Genomic DNA, 15,640 nt, shown 5'->3' on the forward strand with positions numbered 1-15,640 from the left:
CGGAAATCATCGCGGCCTGGCGGCCGGCCCGTTCAGCGGAGGTCGCCCGGAGCGGTGCCGGTCTCGGAGAGGGGAAGTCCCAGGGCGGCGCGTTCGGTCAGCCAGAGGCTCGGGCGGTAGCGCGGGTCTCCGGTGGCGTCGTGCATGCCGCGGAGGATGCGGAGGATGGTGGCGGCCCCGACGCGATCGCCCCATTCCAGCGGGCCGTACGGGTACCCCAGGCCGAGGCGTACGGCCGTGTTGATGTCCTGAGGGCGGGCGAGCCGCTGTTCCGCTATCGCGGAGGCGACGTTGACGACCGAGGCCAGGAGCCGCTGCGCCACGGGAGCGGGCGCGTCCCGGACGACCGTGACGGGCCGTCCGGTGGCGGCGAGGACCGCGAGCGCGGCCTGCCCGGCGGACGGGTCCACGCCCGGATGCACCGACAGGGTGAGGCGGCCCTCGAAATCTCCCAGCGGGTCCACGCCGAGGGTGCGCTCCACGGGGAGGCCGTTCGCCTGGGCGCAGCCGAGGGCGCTCTGCCCGTACGGGGTGACGAGCACGATCGCGTCCGCGGTGGGGCGGGCACCGGTCTCCACATCCGGGAGCAGTCTCCGCAGCGCATCGGAATCGTGGACCCACACGGGACGGGGAGGCACCGGCGGAACGGGCGGCTCGGCGGGCTCCTGCTTGGCGCCGTCCACGTACGTGTAGAAGCCCTCGCCCGTCTTGCGGCCGAACAGCCCCGCCTCCACGCGCGTACGCGTGAGGTGTCCGGGACGCAGCCGGGGGTCGCCGTAGAAGCCGTTCCAGATGCTCTCCATCACCGCGTGCGAGACGTCCAGGCCGGTGAGGTCGAGCAGCTCGAACGGCCCCATCCTCAGCCCGAGCGCCTCGCGGGCGACGCGGTCGACGTCCGCGGGCTCGGCGGCCGACTCGGCGAGGATCTGGACCGCCTCGGTGACCAGGCCGCGGCCGGCGTGGTTGACCAGGAAGCCGGGGGCGTCCGGGGCGAGCACGGGCTCGTGGCCCAGCCGCCGGACGAGACCGGCCAGTGCGCCGGGGATCCAGCCTTCCGTGCGGGCGCCGGGGACGACCTCGACCAGGCGCATCAGCGGCACCGGGTTGAAGAAGTGCAGCCCCGCCAGCCGGCCCGGGTCGGCGAGCGCGGATCCGATCGCGGTGACCGACAGGGAGCTGGTGTTGGTGGCCAGCACGGTCCGCTCGCCGCAGACCTTCTCCAGCGCCGCGAACAGCTCGCGCTTGGTCTCCAGGTCCTCCCGCACGGCCTCGACGACGAGGTCGCAGCCGGCGGCGGGCGCGAGCGGGTCGCCGATCGGGCGCAGCCGCGCCGTGGCGGCCTGAGCGGCCTCCTCGGTCATCCGCCCCTTGGCGACGAGCTTGCCGAACATCGCCGCGATGTGGTCGGCGGCGCTCGCCACGGCCTCGGCGCGCATGTCGGCCAGCTCGACGGCCAGCCCGCCGGCCGCCGCGAGCTGCGCGATCCCGCGCCCCATCACGCCGGTGCCGATCACCCGTACCGTGCCGGGGCCCTCGGCCGTCCACCGCTCCATGCGCCGCCTCCTCCTCCTTCTCCCCCTCAACGCGTTCCCACGATGGAATCCCATTCGAGGTGCGGCTTTCAAGAGGACTCGATACAGAGTCCTTATTAGATTCAGATGTGTGACGTCATAATCGACGCCATGGAGTTCCGCCATCTCGCCGGGTTCGTGGCCGTGGCCGAGGAGCTGCACTTCGGCCGGGCCGCCGCGCGGCTGCACATCGCCCAGCCGCCGCTCAGCCAGCAGATCCGCCAGCTGGAGAGCGAGCTGGGCGTGCGGCTCTTCGAGCGCAGCACCCGTTCGGTACGGCTCACCTCGGCCGGGCAGGCGTTCCTGGAACCGGCCCGGAAGGTGCTCGCCGACCTGGACGTCGCCCGGCGGGCCGCGCAGGCCGGCGGGCGCGGCGAGGTCGGCCGGGTGGGCGTCGGGTTCGCCGGCGCCAGCAGCCACGAGACGCTGCCCGTGCTCACCAAGGCCGTGCGGGCCCGCCATCCCGGCATCGAGCTGGTGCTGCGCGGCCAGACGTACTCCGGGGAGGCGCTGGCCAGGGTCGCCGGCGGCGAGGACGACCTGGGCTTCGTCCGCCTGCCGGTGCGCCGCGAGGGGGTCGCGGTGCGGCTGATCGAGCGGGAGTTCCTCGTCGCCGCGCTGCCCGCCGAGCATCCGCTGGCCCGGCACCACGAGATCAGGCTGCCCGACCTGGCCGGGGAGCCGTTCGTGACGTTCCCGGGAACGCGCGGCTCGGCGGTGCGGGACGCGCTGGTCCGCGCGTGCGCGGCGGCCGGGTTCCAGCCGCTGATCGTCCAGGAGGCACCCGACTCGTACACGATTCTGGCGCTGGTCGGGGCCGGGGTCGGGGTCACGCTGACGGTCTCGTCGGTCCAGCACATCCGCATCCCCGGCATGGTCTACCGGCCGCTGGCGGGCGACCCGCACGTGCTGGAGCTGGCGCTCGCCTGGCGCGCCGACAACCCGTCGGCGGCGCTGCGCTCGGTGCTCGCCGTCGCCGAAGAGGTGCTTCCCACTCCTGTCATTGATTAGGTGCGCGTCTTACCGCATGCCCGATCCGGTCTGAGTCGAGATCGGTCGGGGCCGCCTATCCTCGACGGAGAGCTGAGCTTGAGGAGCGAGAGATGCGCGAAGCGGTGATCTGCGAGCCGGTACGGACCCCGATCGGGCGGTTCGGCGGGGCGTTCAAGACGGTGCCGCCGGCCGAGCTGGCGGCCACCGTCATCCGGGCGCTGGTGGAGCGCACCGGCCTGCCGGGGAGCGCGGTCGACGAGGTGATCCTCGGCCAGTGCAACCCCAACTCCGACGCCCCCGCCATCGGCCGGGTGGCCGCGCTGGACGCCGGGCTGCCGATCGAGGTCGGCGGCAGCCAGCTCGACCGGCGCTGCGGCTCGGGCCTCCAGGCCGTCCTGAACGCGGCGATGCAGGTCCAGACCGGCGCGAGCGACCTGGTGATCGCGGGCGGCGCCGAGAGCATGAGCACCGCGCCGTTCTACACGACGCAGGCGCGCTGGGGGATCCGCGGCGCGGCGCTGGAGCTGCACGACGCGCTCGCCCAGGGGAGGGTCACCGCCGGCGGCCACAACCACCCGGTCCCCGGCGGCATGCTGGAGACGGCCGAGAACCTGCGCCGCGAGTACGGCATCCCGCGCGAGGAGCAGGACCGGCTCGCCGTCATGTCGCACGAGCGCGCCGTGGCCGCCCAGCGCGACGGCCGGTTCGCCGAGGAGATCGTCCCGGTGACCGTGCGGTCCCGGAAGGGCGACACCGTCGTGGACACCGACGAGCACCCGCGCGCCGACACGACCGTCGAGAGCCTCGGCAGGCTGCGTCCCGTCCTCGGCAAGGCCGACGACCAGGCGACCGTCACCGCCGGCAACGCCAGCGGCCAGAACGACGCCGCCGCCGTCTGCGTCGTCACGACCCCCGAGCGCGCCGCCGAGCTGGGGCTGCACCCGCTCGTCCGGCTCGTCTCCTGGGCGCAGGCCGGCGTGCCGCCCCGCACGATGGGCATCGGCCCCGTCCCCGCGACCGCCAGGGCGCTGGAGCGCGCCGGGCTCACCCTGGCCGACATGGACCTCATCGAGCTGAACGAGGCGTTCGCCGCCCAGGTCCTCGCCGTCCTGCGCGAGTGGGACTTCAAGGAGAGCGACTTCGACCGCCTCAACGTGAACGGCTCCGGCATCTCCCTGGGCCACCCCGTCGGCGCGACCGGTGCCCGCATCCTGGCGACGCTGGCGCGCGAGATGGACCGCCGCGAGGTCCGGTACGGCCTGGAGACCATGTGCATCGGCGGCGGCCAGGGCCTGGCGGCCGTCTTCGAGCGGATCTCCTGAATTCCGGCGATCTCCGGTAACGATCGCTCCTCCCGGCCCACTACCTGGTGTCAACACACCAGAGGCAAGGGACGGACGGAGGTGCGGGCGAATGACCGATGAGGCCGAGGGACCCGGGGACTCCCGGGACGCCGGGCGCTTCACCGCGGTCTACGACGCGTGCCGGCAGCGCGTGTGGGCGTACGCGGTCAGCCGCGTGGGGCGGCAGGCCGCGGACGAGGTGGTGAGCGAGACGTTCACGGTCGCGTGGCGGCGGATCGGCGACATGCCGGATCCGGCGCTGCCCTGGCTGCTCGGCGTCGCCCGGAACGTGCTGCGCGAGCGCTACCGCGAGGAGGCGCGCCGCGCGTCGTTCGCGGCGGAGCTGCGCGGCTGGGAGGCCGGCCTGGAGCGGTCCGCCGAGCGCGACATCGCCGAGGGGGTGGCCGAGCGGCTCGCCGTGCTGCGCGCCATGGCCGCGCTCCCGGAGGCCGACCGGGAGATCCTGATCCTGGTCGCCTGGCAGGGGCTCTCGCCCCGCGAGGCCGCCAAGGTCGTCGGCTGCACGGCCGCGACCCTCCGCGTACGGCTGCACCGGGCCCGCAAGCGGCTCGTCCGCGCCGTCGAGGATTCCCCCGGGCGCGCCGCGGCGCCCGCTCGTCCCCGCGCCGGGATCGTCAGTGAGGAGATGTCGTGAGCCGAGACGTGCTGAGGACGCTGGCGGAGGCCCGCCCCGCCGAACTGGACCCGGCCGCGCCGGTCGACCCGTCCACCAGGGCCGCCGAGCTGGGCCGGGCCATGCGGGCGACCCCGCAGCGTGCCAGGCGGGTACGGATCGCGCGGCCGGTCTGGGGCGGGGCGGGCCTGGTCGGCGCCGCGGCCGCCGCGGCGCTGGTCGTCACCACGATGGCCGGTGGCGGCGGCGCGGGCGGCGGGGTCCCCGGGCAGGCGCAGGAGGCGCCGCTGGACGCCCGCACCGTCCTGCTCGCCGCCGCCGAGAAGGCGGAGGCGGCCCCGGCGACCGGGAAGTTCTGGCGGGTCAAGGAGATGCACCTGATCCCGGTCGAGGTCGGTCCGAAGGCGCGCCCGTACACCGTTCTGGACGCGCGTATCCAGGAGACGTGGCTGGCCGGGAACGGGGCGAGCTGGGCCGGTTTCCGTACGGCGGGGGCGAAGCCGGCGACGCCGGCGGACGAGAAGGCGTGGCGGCTCGACGGCGCCCCGGCGCGATGGAACCTCGGGGTGGGCGACACCGTGGACAAGGCCACGGTGTACGTCCAGACCAAGCCGGGCCGGGGCCGCCTGGTCAAGGAGTCCGGGCCCGCGAGCCTGCACGTGCCGATCGCGGGCGCGAAGCCGACGTTCGCCGACCTGCGGAGCCTCCCCGCCGATCCGGTGAGGCTGCGCGCCCTGGCGGACGAGCGGGCGCTGTCGGACGGGGCGGACAGGCCGCTGGCCGCCGACGGCGCGCAGGCTCGGGAGGCGTTCGCGGCCGGGAAGCTGGTGACCCTGCTGACCGAGGCGCCGGTGCCGCCGAAGGTGCGGGCGGCGGCGTTCCGGGCGCTGGCCAAGATGCCGATCGTCAAGGCGGAGGGGAAGGCCACGGACAAGCGCGGCCGGCCGGGCGTGGCGTTCTCGATCGACGTCCCGGGCGCCGGCGGCTCGGTGACGAGCACCCGGCTGATCATCGACCCGGCCACCTCGCAGGTGCTGTCGGAGCATGTGGCGAGCAAGGCGGGCAAGGCCGGCAAGGGGAAGGAGAGGACGACCCTCTACCTCGGCGCGGGCTGGACGAACCAGGCCCCGCAGGCGCCGTCCCTGCCCTGAGCGTTCCGAACGCCTGAACGTCCGGGTCGTGAGCAAGGCCGCTCCGCGCGTGCGGTGAGCGGGACCGGCGGGTCGCTTTCCCAGCGGCCCGCCGGTTCCGTTGTGGCCGGTCCCAGTGGGTGGGCCGGTGTTTGCCCTGGGTAACGCGGCGCGTATATATAGCGATCTGACGTTGCGAACTCGGCCGGGCGGGACTATTGGACATCACATAAGCTACTGCCGAGTAGTATTCGGGGCCCGGATGAAGTGCAGTCAGACGCGAGCCCTACGCTGACAGCCGACGCCCGTACCTCAGGAGGACGGAACCTTGCAGTACACGATCACGTTGATCGTTGGGCTCGTCGGTACGGCGGTGGCGCTAGCGCTGGCCGGCCGGCGGGTGAAGTTCCTATGGGATCTCTTCAAGACCGGCCAGCCCGACCCCGAGCGGACGCTCCAGGTCAAGCGCGAGCCGGCCAAGGCCATCGAGGGACAGGCGGTGGAGGTTCTCGGGCAGCGCAAGCTGCTGAAGTGGACCGTCGCCGGCGCCGCGCACTTCGCGGTGATGTGGGCCTTCTTCCTGCTGGCCACCGTGTACCTGGAGGCGGGCGTCCAGCTGCTGTTCGGGCTGCACGCGCACATCCCGTTCCTGCAGACCTGGGGGCCGATCGGGTTCGTCCAGGACACCATCGCGCTCGCGTGCCTGCTGGGCCTGATCGTCTTCGCGATCATCCGGATCAGGAACTCGCCGAAGAAGCTGGACCGGCAGTCGCGGTTCAAGGGCTCGCACACCGGCGGCGCCTGGGTCATCCTGTTCATGATCTTCAACGTGATCTGGACGATGTTCGCGTTCCGCGGCATGGAGGTCGCGAACGACAACTTCTCCTACGGCAAGGCCGCCTACGCCTCCTACGGCACCGGCCAGCTGATGAAGCAGTTCGGCGACCCCGAGGCCGGCCACATGGTCTTCCTGGAGGCCGCGTTCCTGCTGGCGCACATCGGCGTCGCACTGATCTTCCTGGTCATCGTCGTCAACTCCAAGCACCTGCACATCTTCATCGCCCCGCTGAACGTCATGTTCAAGCGCCGCCCGGACGGCCTCGGCGCCGCCCAGCCGATGATGAGCAAGGGCAAGCCCCTCGACTTCGAGGAGGCCGACCCGGACGAGGACACCTTCGGCCGCGGCAAGATCGAGGACTTCACCTGGAAGGGCTTCCTCGACATGGCCACCTGCACCGAGTGCGGACGTTGCCAGTCGCAGTGCCCCGCCTGGAACACCGGCAAGCCGCTGTCGCCGAAGATGCTCGTGCTGGAACTGCGCGACCACGCGTTCGCCAAGGCGCCGTACATGCTCGCGTCCGAGGAGGAGCGCGAGAAGTTCACCGACGAGCAGAAGCTCGCGATGCAGGTGGACAAGGAGCTCGTCGCCGAGGACGGCGTCATCCACCCCGACGTGCTGTGGTCCTGCACCAACTGCGGTGCCTGCGTCGAGCAGTGCCCGGTGGACATCGAGCACATCGACCACATCCTCGACATGCGCCGCTTCCAGGTGATGATCGAGTCCTCGTTCCCGAGCGAGGCCGGCGTCATGCTGAAGAACCTGGAGAACAAGGGCAACCCGTGGGGCATGTCCGAGATGAAGCGCCTCGAGTGGATCGAGGAGCTGGACTTCGAGGTCGAGGTCGTCGACGAGAAGCTGCCCGAGGACACCGAGTACCTGTTCTGGGTCGGCTGCGCCGGCGCCCTGGAGGACCGGGCCAAGAAGACCACCAAGGCCGTCGCCGAGCTGCTGCACATCGCGGGCGTCAAGTTCGCCGTGCTCGGCCCGATGGAGGCGTGCACCGGTGACCCGGCCCGCCGGCTGGGCATGGAGTTCGTCTTCCAGATGCTCGGCCAGCAGAACGTCGAGACGCTGAACGACGCGGGCGCCAAGAAGATCGTCGCGACCTGCCCGCACTGCTTCAACACCCTCGCCAACGAGTACCCGCAGATCGGCGGGAACTACGAGGTCGTCCACCACACCCAGCTGCTCGCGCACCTGGTCGAGGAAGGGAAGCTCACCCCGGTCACCCCGATCGAGGAGAACATCACCTACCACGACCCCTGCTTCCTGGGCCGCCACAACAAGGTCTACAAGCAGCCCCGCGACATCATGGCCAAGGTCCCCGGCGTCAAGACGCAGGAGATGCACCGGCACAAGGACCGCGGCTTCTGCTGCGGCGCCGGCGGCGCCCGGATGTGGATGGAGGAGCGGATCGGCAAGCGCATCAACACCGAGCGGGTGGACGAGGCGCTGACCACGAACCCCGACACCGTCTCCACCGCGTGCCCGTTCTGCCTGGTCATGCTCGGCGACGCCATCAACGAGAAGAAGAACTCCGGCGACGCCAAGGAGTCCCTGGAGGTCGTGGACGTCTCCCAGCTGCTCATCCGCTCGATCAAGGGCGAGGGCGGCGCGCCGCCCGCCGAGCAGGAGAAGGAGCCCGTCCCCGCCGAGTGACGCGGCCGTCGTACGTGGAGGGCCCCTGGCGCGTTAGGCGCCGGGGGCCTTCTCCGTTATGGGCGGCGGCGCATCCACGGGCTGCGGGACGGCGACGAGGACCTCGTGCAGCGCCCGCAGGACGTGCGCCGGCACGACGCCGCGGCCGATGAGGTCGTCGATGGACGCGTACGGGCCCCGCGCGTCCCGCACCGCCACGATCAGCTTCGCGTGGTACGGGTCGAGGCCCGGCAGCCCCGCCAGGACGTGCTCGGGCACCGCGTTCACGTCCACCAGCCCGCCGTCGTCGAACGTCCGCGGCAGGTCCGGCCGCCCGACCCGCAGCTCGGCGGCCACGGCGGGATGGTGCAGCAGCAGGACGCGCGCCTGCTCGCGCCGCGCCCGCCGCTCGATCATGTCGACCAGCGCCGGGGCGGGGAGGGCCGGCGCCCGTCCCGGCCCCGGCCCGCCCGTGAGCAGCGCCAGATGCACCGTCGCGCCGCCCGCCCCGAGCAGCCCGGCGACCATCGCCGCGTCGTCGATCGGCCGCAGGACGTTCTCGTCCCCGCTGCCCAGCGTGAGCCAGGCGAAGACGGTCAGCGCCAGGTAGCCCGCCGCGGCCAGCCCGGTCAGGACGCTCCGCCGCAGGCCCGCGTAGACCGCCACCACCACCCAGCCCAGGCCCCCGCACGTCAGCATCGGCGTGGCGATGAGCAGCGCGCGCACCGGCGTGGGCAGCCGGAGGTCGCGCGAGTGGAGGTCGGGGTGGCCGGCCGGCGCGGCCCGGTGCGCACCGGCGGCGTACGGCGCGAGCCCGTGCCCGGGGGCCGCGGGCGCGGGGCCGGCGAACGCGCCGCCCGGAGGGGCCGCGGGCCGTTCCGGCGCGTCCACCGCCTGGCCGGGACGGTCGCCGGGGCCGTCCACCGGAGCCCAGGCGAGCAGGCCGGGATCGGACCGCAGGATCGCCAGATGCAGGTTCTGGAGCCGCTCGCCGGGCTCCACGCCGAACTCCTCGGCCAGGAACGCGCGCGCCTCCCGGTACGCCGCCAGCGCCTCCGCCTGCCTGCCGCACCGGTACAGCGCCAGGATCAGCAGGTAGCGCGGCCCCTCCCGCAGCGGGAAGTCGGCCACCAGCCGGATCAGCTCCGGAACGAGCCGCTGGTGCCGCCCCAGCTCCAGCTCGATCTCCGCGCACGCCTCCAGCGCCGCCGCGCGCTCCTCCACGAGCCGTTCCCTGGCCGCGTCGAACACCGGGCCGTCCAGCCCCGCCAGCGCCGCGTCCCGCCACATCGCCAGCGCCTCGCGCAGCCGCACGGCCGCCTCCGCCGGCTCGCCGCCCGACCGTACCGCCAGTGCCTCGCGGACCCGCTTCTGGAACACCTCGGCGTCCAGGCCGTCCGGCGGGACGTGCAGGACGTACCCGGCGGCGGTCAGCGTCAGCAGCGTCGACGGCGCGCGCGGCGACCGGTCCGGCTCCAGCACGCGGCGCAATCCGGCCACGTACTTCTGGACGACGTTCGCCCCGTTGTCGGGCGGCTCGTCCCCCCACACCGCGTCCACGATCGCGGCCGTCGACACCGGCCGGTTGGGGTGCAGCAGCAGGACGGCCAGAACGGCCCGCTGCTTGCCCGGGCCCAGGTCGAGCTCCCGGTCACCGCTCCAGGCGCGCAGCGGGCCCAGGATCTCGAAGCGCGGCGCGGCGGCGTCCTCGGCCACCCTCACCACCTCCGCTCACCGGTGCGGCAGCGAGGGCGCGGCTCCCCGTCAGCCGTACCGCAGTGAACCGCAGCATAACGACAGAGCTTTCGCATCGGCACCCATGACGCTTCTCGGTGACAGCGAACGTCGAGACAGGGGGTTCCGGGATGCTCACCACGAAAGCCGCGGCGCTGGCCGCGATGCCGGTCGCGCTGGGGCTCGCGCTCACCGCCGGCTGCGACTCCGGCGGCGGCACGAGCACCGTCCAGAAGAAGAAGGCCACCGCGCCCGCGACGGCGCCCGCGCCGCCCGCGGAGGCCGCCAACGGGGTCGAGAAGCTGGCCGCCGCGAAGATCCTCGCCCGCGCCCGCGAGGCGACCGCCGGCGCGCCGTCCGTCCGGCTCAAGGGCGCGTTCAAGGAAGGCGGCGACGAGATCGCGCTGGACTTCCGGTTCGGCGGGAAGAAGCGCGCCGCCGGGAAGCTCCGGCTCGGCGACCAGAACATCGAACTGACCCGCCTCGGCTCCACCGTCTACTTCAAGGGCGACGACAAGTTCCTGAAGGGCATCGGCGGCCAGAGCGTGGTGACGCTGCTGTCCGGCAAGTACGTCAAGACGACCTCCAAGGACCCGGACTTCGCCGAGCTCGCGTCCTTCGCCGACCTCTCCGGCCTGCTGCGCGAGATGGTCGCGTCCGCGGGAGGCGGCTGGACCAAGGGCGCGGCCGGGAACGTCGCCGGCGTCCCCGCCGTGGCGCTGACCGGCCCGGACGGCGAGCAGGTCCACGTGGCGACCCGCGGCCGGCCCTACCTGCTGCGGCTGGACGCCGGGCCCCGGAACCGGCTCGACTTCATCGAGTACGGCGGCCGCGTCGACCTCCGGCCGCCGCCGGCCGCCGAGGTGATCGACGCCTCCGAGCTGGGCTGACGCGGCGCCCCCCGGTCAAGGGATCTCCAGGACCGGCGCGGGTCGCCCCGTACGCCGGGACCGCCTGGTAGGACCGGCACATGGCGCTGGTCCTCGCGGTGGTCGCGTTCCTGATGACCCTCACCGGGGGCCTCGTCGCCATGCGCGTGCGGGACCGCCGGCACCTGGTGCTGGGGCTGGCCGGCGGGCTCATCCTCGGCGTGGTCGCGTTCGACCTCGTACCGGAGTCGCTGGAGCAGTCCCCCGGCGGCCCGCTGGGCGTGCCCGGGCCGATGATCGGGTTCGCGCTGGGGTTCCTGCTGCTGCACGTCACCGAGCAGGCCGCGGCGATCCACCAGGCGCACGAGGGGGAGTACGCGCCGCACGAGCACCCCCACGGCCACGGGCACGCGGGCGCGGGACGGGCGGGGATCCTGGCGGCCTGTGCGCTCGTCGCGCACAGCTTCGTCGACGGCCTCAGCATCGGCCTCGGCTTCCAGGCCGGGACCGGCACCGGGGTCTTCGTCGCGCTGGCGGTGATCGCGCACGACTTCGCCGACGGCTTCAACACGTTCACCGCGGCCTCGCTGAACCGCGCGGACCGCCGTCCCGCGCTGGCGCTCCTGTTCGCCGACGCCCTCGCCCCCGTCGCCGGGGCCGCCGCGGGCTCCGTGATCGCCGTACCGGACGGCGTGCTCGGGCCCTACCTCGGCTTCTTCGCGGGCGTCCTGCTCTACCTGGCGGCCGCCGAGATCCTCCCCGAGGCGCACAGCCGCCACCCGCGCGCCCTCACGCTCGCCGCCACCGGCCTCGGCGTGCTGGCCGTGCTGCTCATCGTCGGCGTCGCGGAGTGAAGGGCCGCCCGAACGGATCGGACGGCCCCTCCACTCGTTCCCCGGGGGGCGTCAGCCGGTGATGCCCTTGACGAAGTTCGGGTTCGCCTGGAGCCACTCGTTGACGGCCTGCTCGGGCTTGCCCTTGTGCTTGTTCTCCATCAGGTCCTCAAGGGTGCCCAGCTGCTGGTCGTTCATCTTGAACTTCTTCAGCCAGCCGGCGACCTCCGCCTGGTCCTTCGAGAAGCCCTCGCGCCCGACGATGTTCATCGCGTCGGGCTTGCCCATCGCGCCCTTCGGGTCCGCCAGGTCGCGGATCGGGAACTTGGCGTACGCCCAGTGCGGCCGCCACAGCGTCACGACGATGTCCTTCTTGGCGTCGGTGGCCTTCTTCAGCTCCGCGAGCATGGCCGCCGTCGACGAGGTGGTCACCTCGTACTCGCCCTCGAGACCGTACGCGGGCAGCATGTCCTCCTTGGACACGCGGTAGAGCCCGGAGCTCTTCTCGATGCCGATGATCTTGCCACCGTAGGTGGAGCCCTTGCCCTTGAGGTCCTCCAGGGACTTCAGCGGCGAGTAGTTCGGCACCGCGATGGTCAGCGGGGCGTTGTCGTACCAGATCGAGATCTTCTCGAGCTTGTCGCCGTACTGCTTCCAGTAGTCCTCATGAGTGAACGGCAGCCAGGCGTCCAGGTACAGGTCGATGTCGCCCTTCGCCATGCCCGCGTAGAGCGGACCGGCGTCGAGCGTCTTGACGTCGACCTCGTAACCCTTGTCCTCCAGCATCTTCTCCCACAGGGCGGTGGCGGCCTCGCCCTCCGCCCAGCCGGCCACCAGGCCGATGGTCAGCTTCTTGTCGCCCTCGCCGCCGGACCCGGAGTCCCCGCCGCCGCAGGCCGACAGCCCCAGCGACAGCGCGAGCGCCGCCGCGGCCACACCCATGAATTTGAAGCGCATACTCGGAACGTTCCTCTCTCTAGACGTCAGGCGACCTGGGCCATGGCGCGCGACACGGCGGTACGCCTGCTCAGCGCGCTGGTGATCCGGTCCAGGAAGATGGCCAGCACCACGACGGCGACGCCGCCCTCGAAGCCCTGAGCGATGTCGACCCGCTGGATGCCCTCCAGCACCTCGTTGCCCAGGCCCCCGGCGCCGACCATCCCGGCGATGACGACCATCGACAGCGCCAGCATGATCAGCTGGTTGATCCCGGCCATGATCGACGGCATCGCCAGCGGGATCTGGATGCGGGCCAGGATCCGGCCGGGCGGCGTACCGAACGCCTCACCGGCCTCCACCATCTCCGCGTCCACACCGCGGATGCCCAGCTCGGTCAGGCGCACCCCGGGCGGCAGCGCGAAGATCACGGTGGCGACCACGCCCGGCACCACGCCGATGCTGAAGAAGAAGATCGCCGGGATCAGGTAGACGAACGCCGGCATCGTCTGCATCAGGTCCAGCACGGGCCGCACGACGCCGCTCACCACGTCGTTGCGCGCCGCCGCGATCCCCAGCGGGATCGCGATCACCACCGCCACCACCGCGGCGACCAGCACCAGCGCCAGCGAGTCCATCGCCGGCTCCCACAGCTCCATGCTCTCGATCAGCGCGAACCCGAGCAGCGTGAACAGCCCCAGCCGCCACCCGCTCAGCAGCAGCGCGATCAGCGCGAACACCACGGTCAGCACCAGCGCGGGCGGGCTCGTCAGGAGGCTCACGAGCCCCTCGACCGTTCCCTCGACGGCGGTGCCGATCGCGTCGAACAGCCACTCCAGGTTGTCGGTCAGCCACGTGACGGCGCCGTCGAACCAGTCGCCCACGGGAATGCGGGGCAGCTCCACATCAAGCGTCAACGGCACTGCCCTCCTTGCTGACCTCATCGGTGATCACTTCGGTCACATGGGTGTTGATCGCACCCAGCGCCGCCAGCAGCGTGACCCGGGGGATGACCCCCAGCAGCACGCCGTCCGGACCGGCCACCGGCACGGGAAGATCGCTCTCCGCACTCCGGGCGAACAGATCGGCCACGGGAGTCTCCGGGCCCACCGGCTCCAGGTCCTCGGGATCGATCAACTCGTCCAGGGTCTGCACCCCGTCCTGCACGGCGTCGGCCACCGCGGCACCGGTCACCTTGCCGATCAGCTTCCGGTCGCGGCCCACCACGAACGCCGCCGACGTCTGGTGCTCGCGCATCGTCCGCAGCGCCGTCCGCGGCCCCGTATTGGCCGGAACGGTCACCAGCGGGTTCTCCATCACCGACGCCGCGGTCAGCACCCGCGTCCGGTCCACGTCGGCGACGAACTGCGCCACGTAGTCGTTGGCCGGATCGGTGAGGATCTCCTCGGCGGTGCCGATCTGCACGATGCGGCCCTCCCGCATCACCGCGATCCGGTCACCGATCCGCATCGCCTCGTTCAGGTCGTGCGTGATGAACACGACCGTCTTGTTCAGCCGCGACTGCAGATCCAGCAGCAGATCCTGCATCTCCCGGCGAATGAGCGGATCGAGAGCGCTGAACGCCTCGTCCATCAGGATGATGTCGGTGCCCGCCGCCAGCGCCCGGGCGAGCCCGACCCGCTGCTGCATACCGCCCGACAACTGGCCGGGAAGCTTGTCCTCCCAGCCCTCCAGACCCACCTGACTCAGGAACTCACGCGCCTTCTTGGCACGTTCCTCCTTCGAGAACCCGCGGACCTCCAGGCCGTACGCGGCGTTCTCCAGAACCGTCCGATGGGGGAACAGCGCGAAGTGCTGGAACACCATGCTGACCTTGTCCTGCCGCAGCGCCCGCAGCGGCTTCCCGGTCAGCTTCGCGATGTCCTTGCCATCGATCTCGATGACACCGCTGGTGGGCTCCAGCAGCCCGTTGAGCATCCGGATCAGGGTCGACTTCCCCGATCCCGACAGCCCCATGACCACGAAGATCTCGCCCTGCTCGACCTCGAACGTGGCGTCCACCACGGCCGCGGTCACGCCCAGGGCCCGTACCTCCTCCGGCGCCGCGCCGGCGCCGAGTTTTCGCTGTGCCTCCCCGACCTTACGGCCGAACAATTTGGTAACGCTTTCAGCGCGCAGTATGGACACGTTCTCCTTCCGGGTTCCCCCTTCTGAGGGAAACTGACTCGATGAACGTCCTGCCAGTGGGGCGGGCGCCCGGAAGGAGATGTGCAGCACACAAAAGAAGGTCAACCGGACGTCAACACCACGCGTCGAACGAAACTACCCGCCTCGCGAGCATGTTTCATCTTTTGGTGATCTGCGTCACATGGTCCGACCTGCGGTGAAGGGTCAGACCCGCGTCCGGTGAAAGTTCAGGTACGACCGCGACGGCGTGGGCCCCCGCTGATCCTGATAGCGCGACCCGTACTTCTCCGACCCGTACGGATACTCGGCCGGCGAACTGGTCCTGAAGAGGCACATCTGCCCGATCTTCATCCCCGGCCACAGCTTGATCGGCAGCGTCGCCACGTTCGACAGCTCCAGCGTCACGTGCCCGCTGAACCCCGGGTCGATCCACCCCGCCGTCGAGTGCGTCAGCAGCCCGAGCCGCCCCAGCGAACTCTTCCCCTCCAGCCGCGCCGCCAGATCGTCGGGCAGCGCGAACACCTCGTACGTCGAGGCCAGCACGAACTCCCCGGGATGCAGCACGAACGCCTCGTCCGCCGCCACCTCGATCATCCGCGTCAGGTCGACCTGCTCGACCGCCGGATCGATGTGCGGGTACTTGTGGTTCTCGAACACTCGGAAGAACCGGTCCAGACGCACGTCCACACTCGACGGCTGGACCATCCCCGGGTCATGGGGATCGATCTTCACCCGCCCGGACTCGAGCTCGAACCTGATGTCGCGATCGGAGAGCAGCACGTCAGAAAAGCTACCGGCTCCGTCCCACCCCTCGCAGCGTCCCCCCGACCTCGCCCCATCCGGTACGATGTCCGAGGCGCGGTACCCACCGCACGCCAAGCGGGTGTAGTTCAATGGTAGAACTTCAGCTTCCCAAGCTGACAGCGCGGGTTCGATTCCCGTCACCCGCTCCACAACAAAGGCCCAGGTC

At 71.8% G+C, this 15,640-nt stretch carries 12 protein-coding genes, 1 tRNA gene and 1 pseudogene; 8 read left to right on the forward strand and 6 right to left on the reverse strand.

What is annotated here, in order from left to right; genetic code table 11:
* Positions 1-32 precede the first annotated feature (32 nt).
* Positions 33-1,553: a 3-hydroxyacyl-CoA dehydrogenase gene (locus tag ACA361_RS28845; protein ID WP_375017026.1), complete on the reverse strand. Its 1,521-nt coding sequence runs from the start codon at positions 1,551-1,553 to the stop codon at positions 33-35.
* Positions 1,554-1,682: 129 nt separating this feature from the next.
* On the opposite strand from ACA361_RS28845, the gene ACA361_RS28850 reads away from it, so the two are divergent.
* The 5 genes from ACA361_RS28850 (at position 1,683) to ACA361_RS28870 (ending at position 8,171) form a co-directional block, all read left to right on the forward strand.
* Positions 1,683-2,582, forward strand: a complete 900-nt coding sequence (locus tag ACA361_RS28850) for a LysR family transcriptional regulator (RefSeq protein WP_375017028.1) — start codon at positions 1,683-1,685, stop codon at positions 2,580-2,582.
* A gap of 92 nt (positions 2,583-2,674) precedes the next feature.
* On the forward strand, positions 2,675-3,886 hold the full coding sequence (locus ACA361_RS28855) for an acetyl-CoA C-acetyltransferase (RefSeq protein ID WP_375017031.1): 1,212 nt from the start codon (positions 2,675-2,677) through the stop codon (positions 3,884-3,886).
* Positions 3,887-3,977: 91 nt separating this feature from the next.
* On the forward strand, positions 3,978-4,562 hold the full coding sequence (locus tag ACA361_RS28860; protein WP_375017034.1) for an RNA polymerase sigma factor: 585 nt from the start codon (positions 3,978-3,980) through the stop codon (positions 4,560-4,562).
* Positions 4,559-5,692 carry a CU044_5270 family protein gene (locus tag ACA361_RS28865; RefSeq protein ID WP_375017036.1) on the forward strand — a complete coding sequence of 378 codons (1,134 nt, stop codon included), beginning with the start codon at positions 4,559-4,561 and terminating at the stop codon, positions 5,690-5,692. The genes ACA361_RS28860 and ACA361_RS28865 overlap by 4 nt, the downstream gene beginning before the upstream one ends.
* A gap of 325 nt (positions 5,693-6,017) precedes the next feature.
* The gene (locus ACA361_RS28870) at positions 6,018-8,171 is read left to right on the forward strand and encodes a (Fe-S)-binding protein (RefSeq protein WP_375017436.1); all 2,154 of its coding nucleotides are present in this window, start codon (positions 6,018-6,020) and stop codon (positions 8,169-8,171) included.
* Positions 8,172-8,204: 33 nt separating this feature from the next.
* On the opposite strand, the gene ACA361_RS28875 is transcribed toward ACA361_RS28870, so the two are convergent.
* On the reverse strand, positions 8,205-9,866 hold the full coding sequence (locus ACA361_RS28875) for a BTAD domain-containing putative transcriptional regulator (protein ID WP_375017038.1): 1,662 nt from the start codon (positions 9,864-9,866) through the stop codon (positions 8,205-8,207).
* Between the two features lie 149 nt (positions 9,867-10,015).
* Between ACA361_RS28875 and ACA361_RS28880 the strand changes: the two genes are divergently transcribed.
* Positions 10,016-10,774, forward strand: coding sequence for a hypothetical protein (locus ACA361_RS28880; RefSeq protein WP_375017040.1), 759 nt, complete (start codon positions 10,016-10,018; stop codon positions 10,772-10,774).
* A gap of 80 nt (positions 10,775-10,854) precedes the next feature.
* Complete coding sequence (locus ACA361_RS28885) at positions 10,855-11,607, forward strand: ZIP family metal transporter (protein ID WP_375017043.1); 753 nt, start codon at positions 10,855-10,857, stop codon at positions 11,605-11,607.
* 51 nt (positions 11,608-11,658) lie between these two features.
* Here ACA361_RS28885 and ACA361_RS28890 read toward each other — a convergent pair whose 3' ends face one another.
* The 4 genes and pseudogenes from ACA361_RS28890 to dcd form a co-directional block, all read right to left on the reverse strand.
* Complete coding sequence (locus tag ACA361_RS28890) at positions 11,659-12,543, reverse strand: glycine betaine ABC transporter substrate-binding protein (protein WP_375017045.1); 885 nt, start codon at positions 12,541-12,543, stop codon at positions 11,659-11,661.
* Positions 12,544-12,569: 26 nt separating this feature from the next.
* Positions 12,570-13,307, reverse strand: a pseudogene (locus tag ACA361_RS28895) (ABC transporter permease); the annotation flags it as partial.
* Between the two features lie 121 nt (positions 13,308-13,428).
* Positions 13,429-14,760, reverse strand: a complete 1,332-nt coding sequence (locus ACA361_RS28900; protein ID WP_375017048.1) for a glycine betaine/L-proline ABC transporter ATP-binding protein — start codon at positions 14,758-14,760, stop codon at positions 13,429-13,431.
* A gap of 114 nt (positions 14,761-14,874) precedes the next feature.
* Entirely contained in the window at positions 14,875-15,450 is a 576-nt protein-coding gene (gene dcd / locus ACA361_RS28905; protein WP_375017050.1) for a dCTP deaminase, read from the reverse strand.
* 99 nt (positions 15,451-15,549) lie between these two features.
* Between dcd and ACA361_RS28910 the strand changes: the two genes are divergently transcribed.
* A tRNA-Gly gene (locus ACA361_RS28910) sits at positions 15,550-15,623 on the forward strand.
* Positions 15,624-15,640: the final 17 nt, after the last annotated feature.

This window comes from Actinomadura sp. 21ATH (assembly GCF_041951345.1).
Classification (GTDB): domain Bacteria; phylum Actinomycetota; class Actinomycetes; order Streptosporangiales; family Streptosporangiaceae; genus Spirillospora.

Bases quoted from the DNA above. Each gene is read 5' to 3' on its own strand.
- ACA361_RS28845 (WP_375017026.1), bottom strand. From the start codon at position 1,553: ATGGAGCGGTGGACGGCCGAGGGCCCCGGCACGGTACGGGTGATCGGC.
- ACA361_RS28850 (WP_375017028.1), top strand. From the start codon at position 1,683: ATGGAGTTCCGCCATCTCGCCGGGTTCGTGGCCGTGGCCGAGGAGCTG.
- ACA361_RS28855 (WP_375017031.1), top strand. From the start codon at position 2,675: ATGCGCGAAGCGGTGATCTGCGAGCCGGTACGGACCCCGATCGGGCGG.
- ACA361_RS28860 (WP_375017034.1), top strand. From the start codon at position 3,978: ATGACCGATGAGGCCGAGGGACCCGGGGACTCCCGGGACGCCGGGCGC.
- ACA361_RS28880 (WP_375017040.1), top strand. From the start codon at position 10,016: ATGCTCACCACGAAAGCCGCGGCGCTGGCCGCGATGCCGGTCGCGCTG.
- ACA361_RS28885 (WP_375017043.1), top strand. From the start codon at position 10,855: ATGGCGCTGGTCCTCGCGGTGGTCGCGTTCCTGATGACCCTCACCGGG.
- ACA361_RS28890 (WP_375017045.1), bottom strand. From the start codon at position 12,543: ATGCGCTTCAAATTCATGGGTGTGGCCGCGGCGGCGCTCGCGCTGTCG.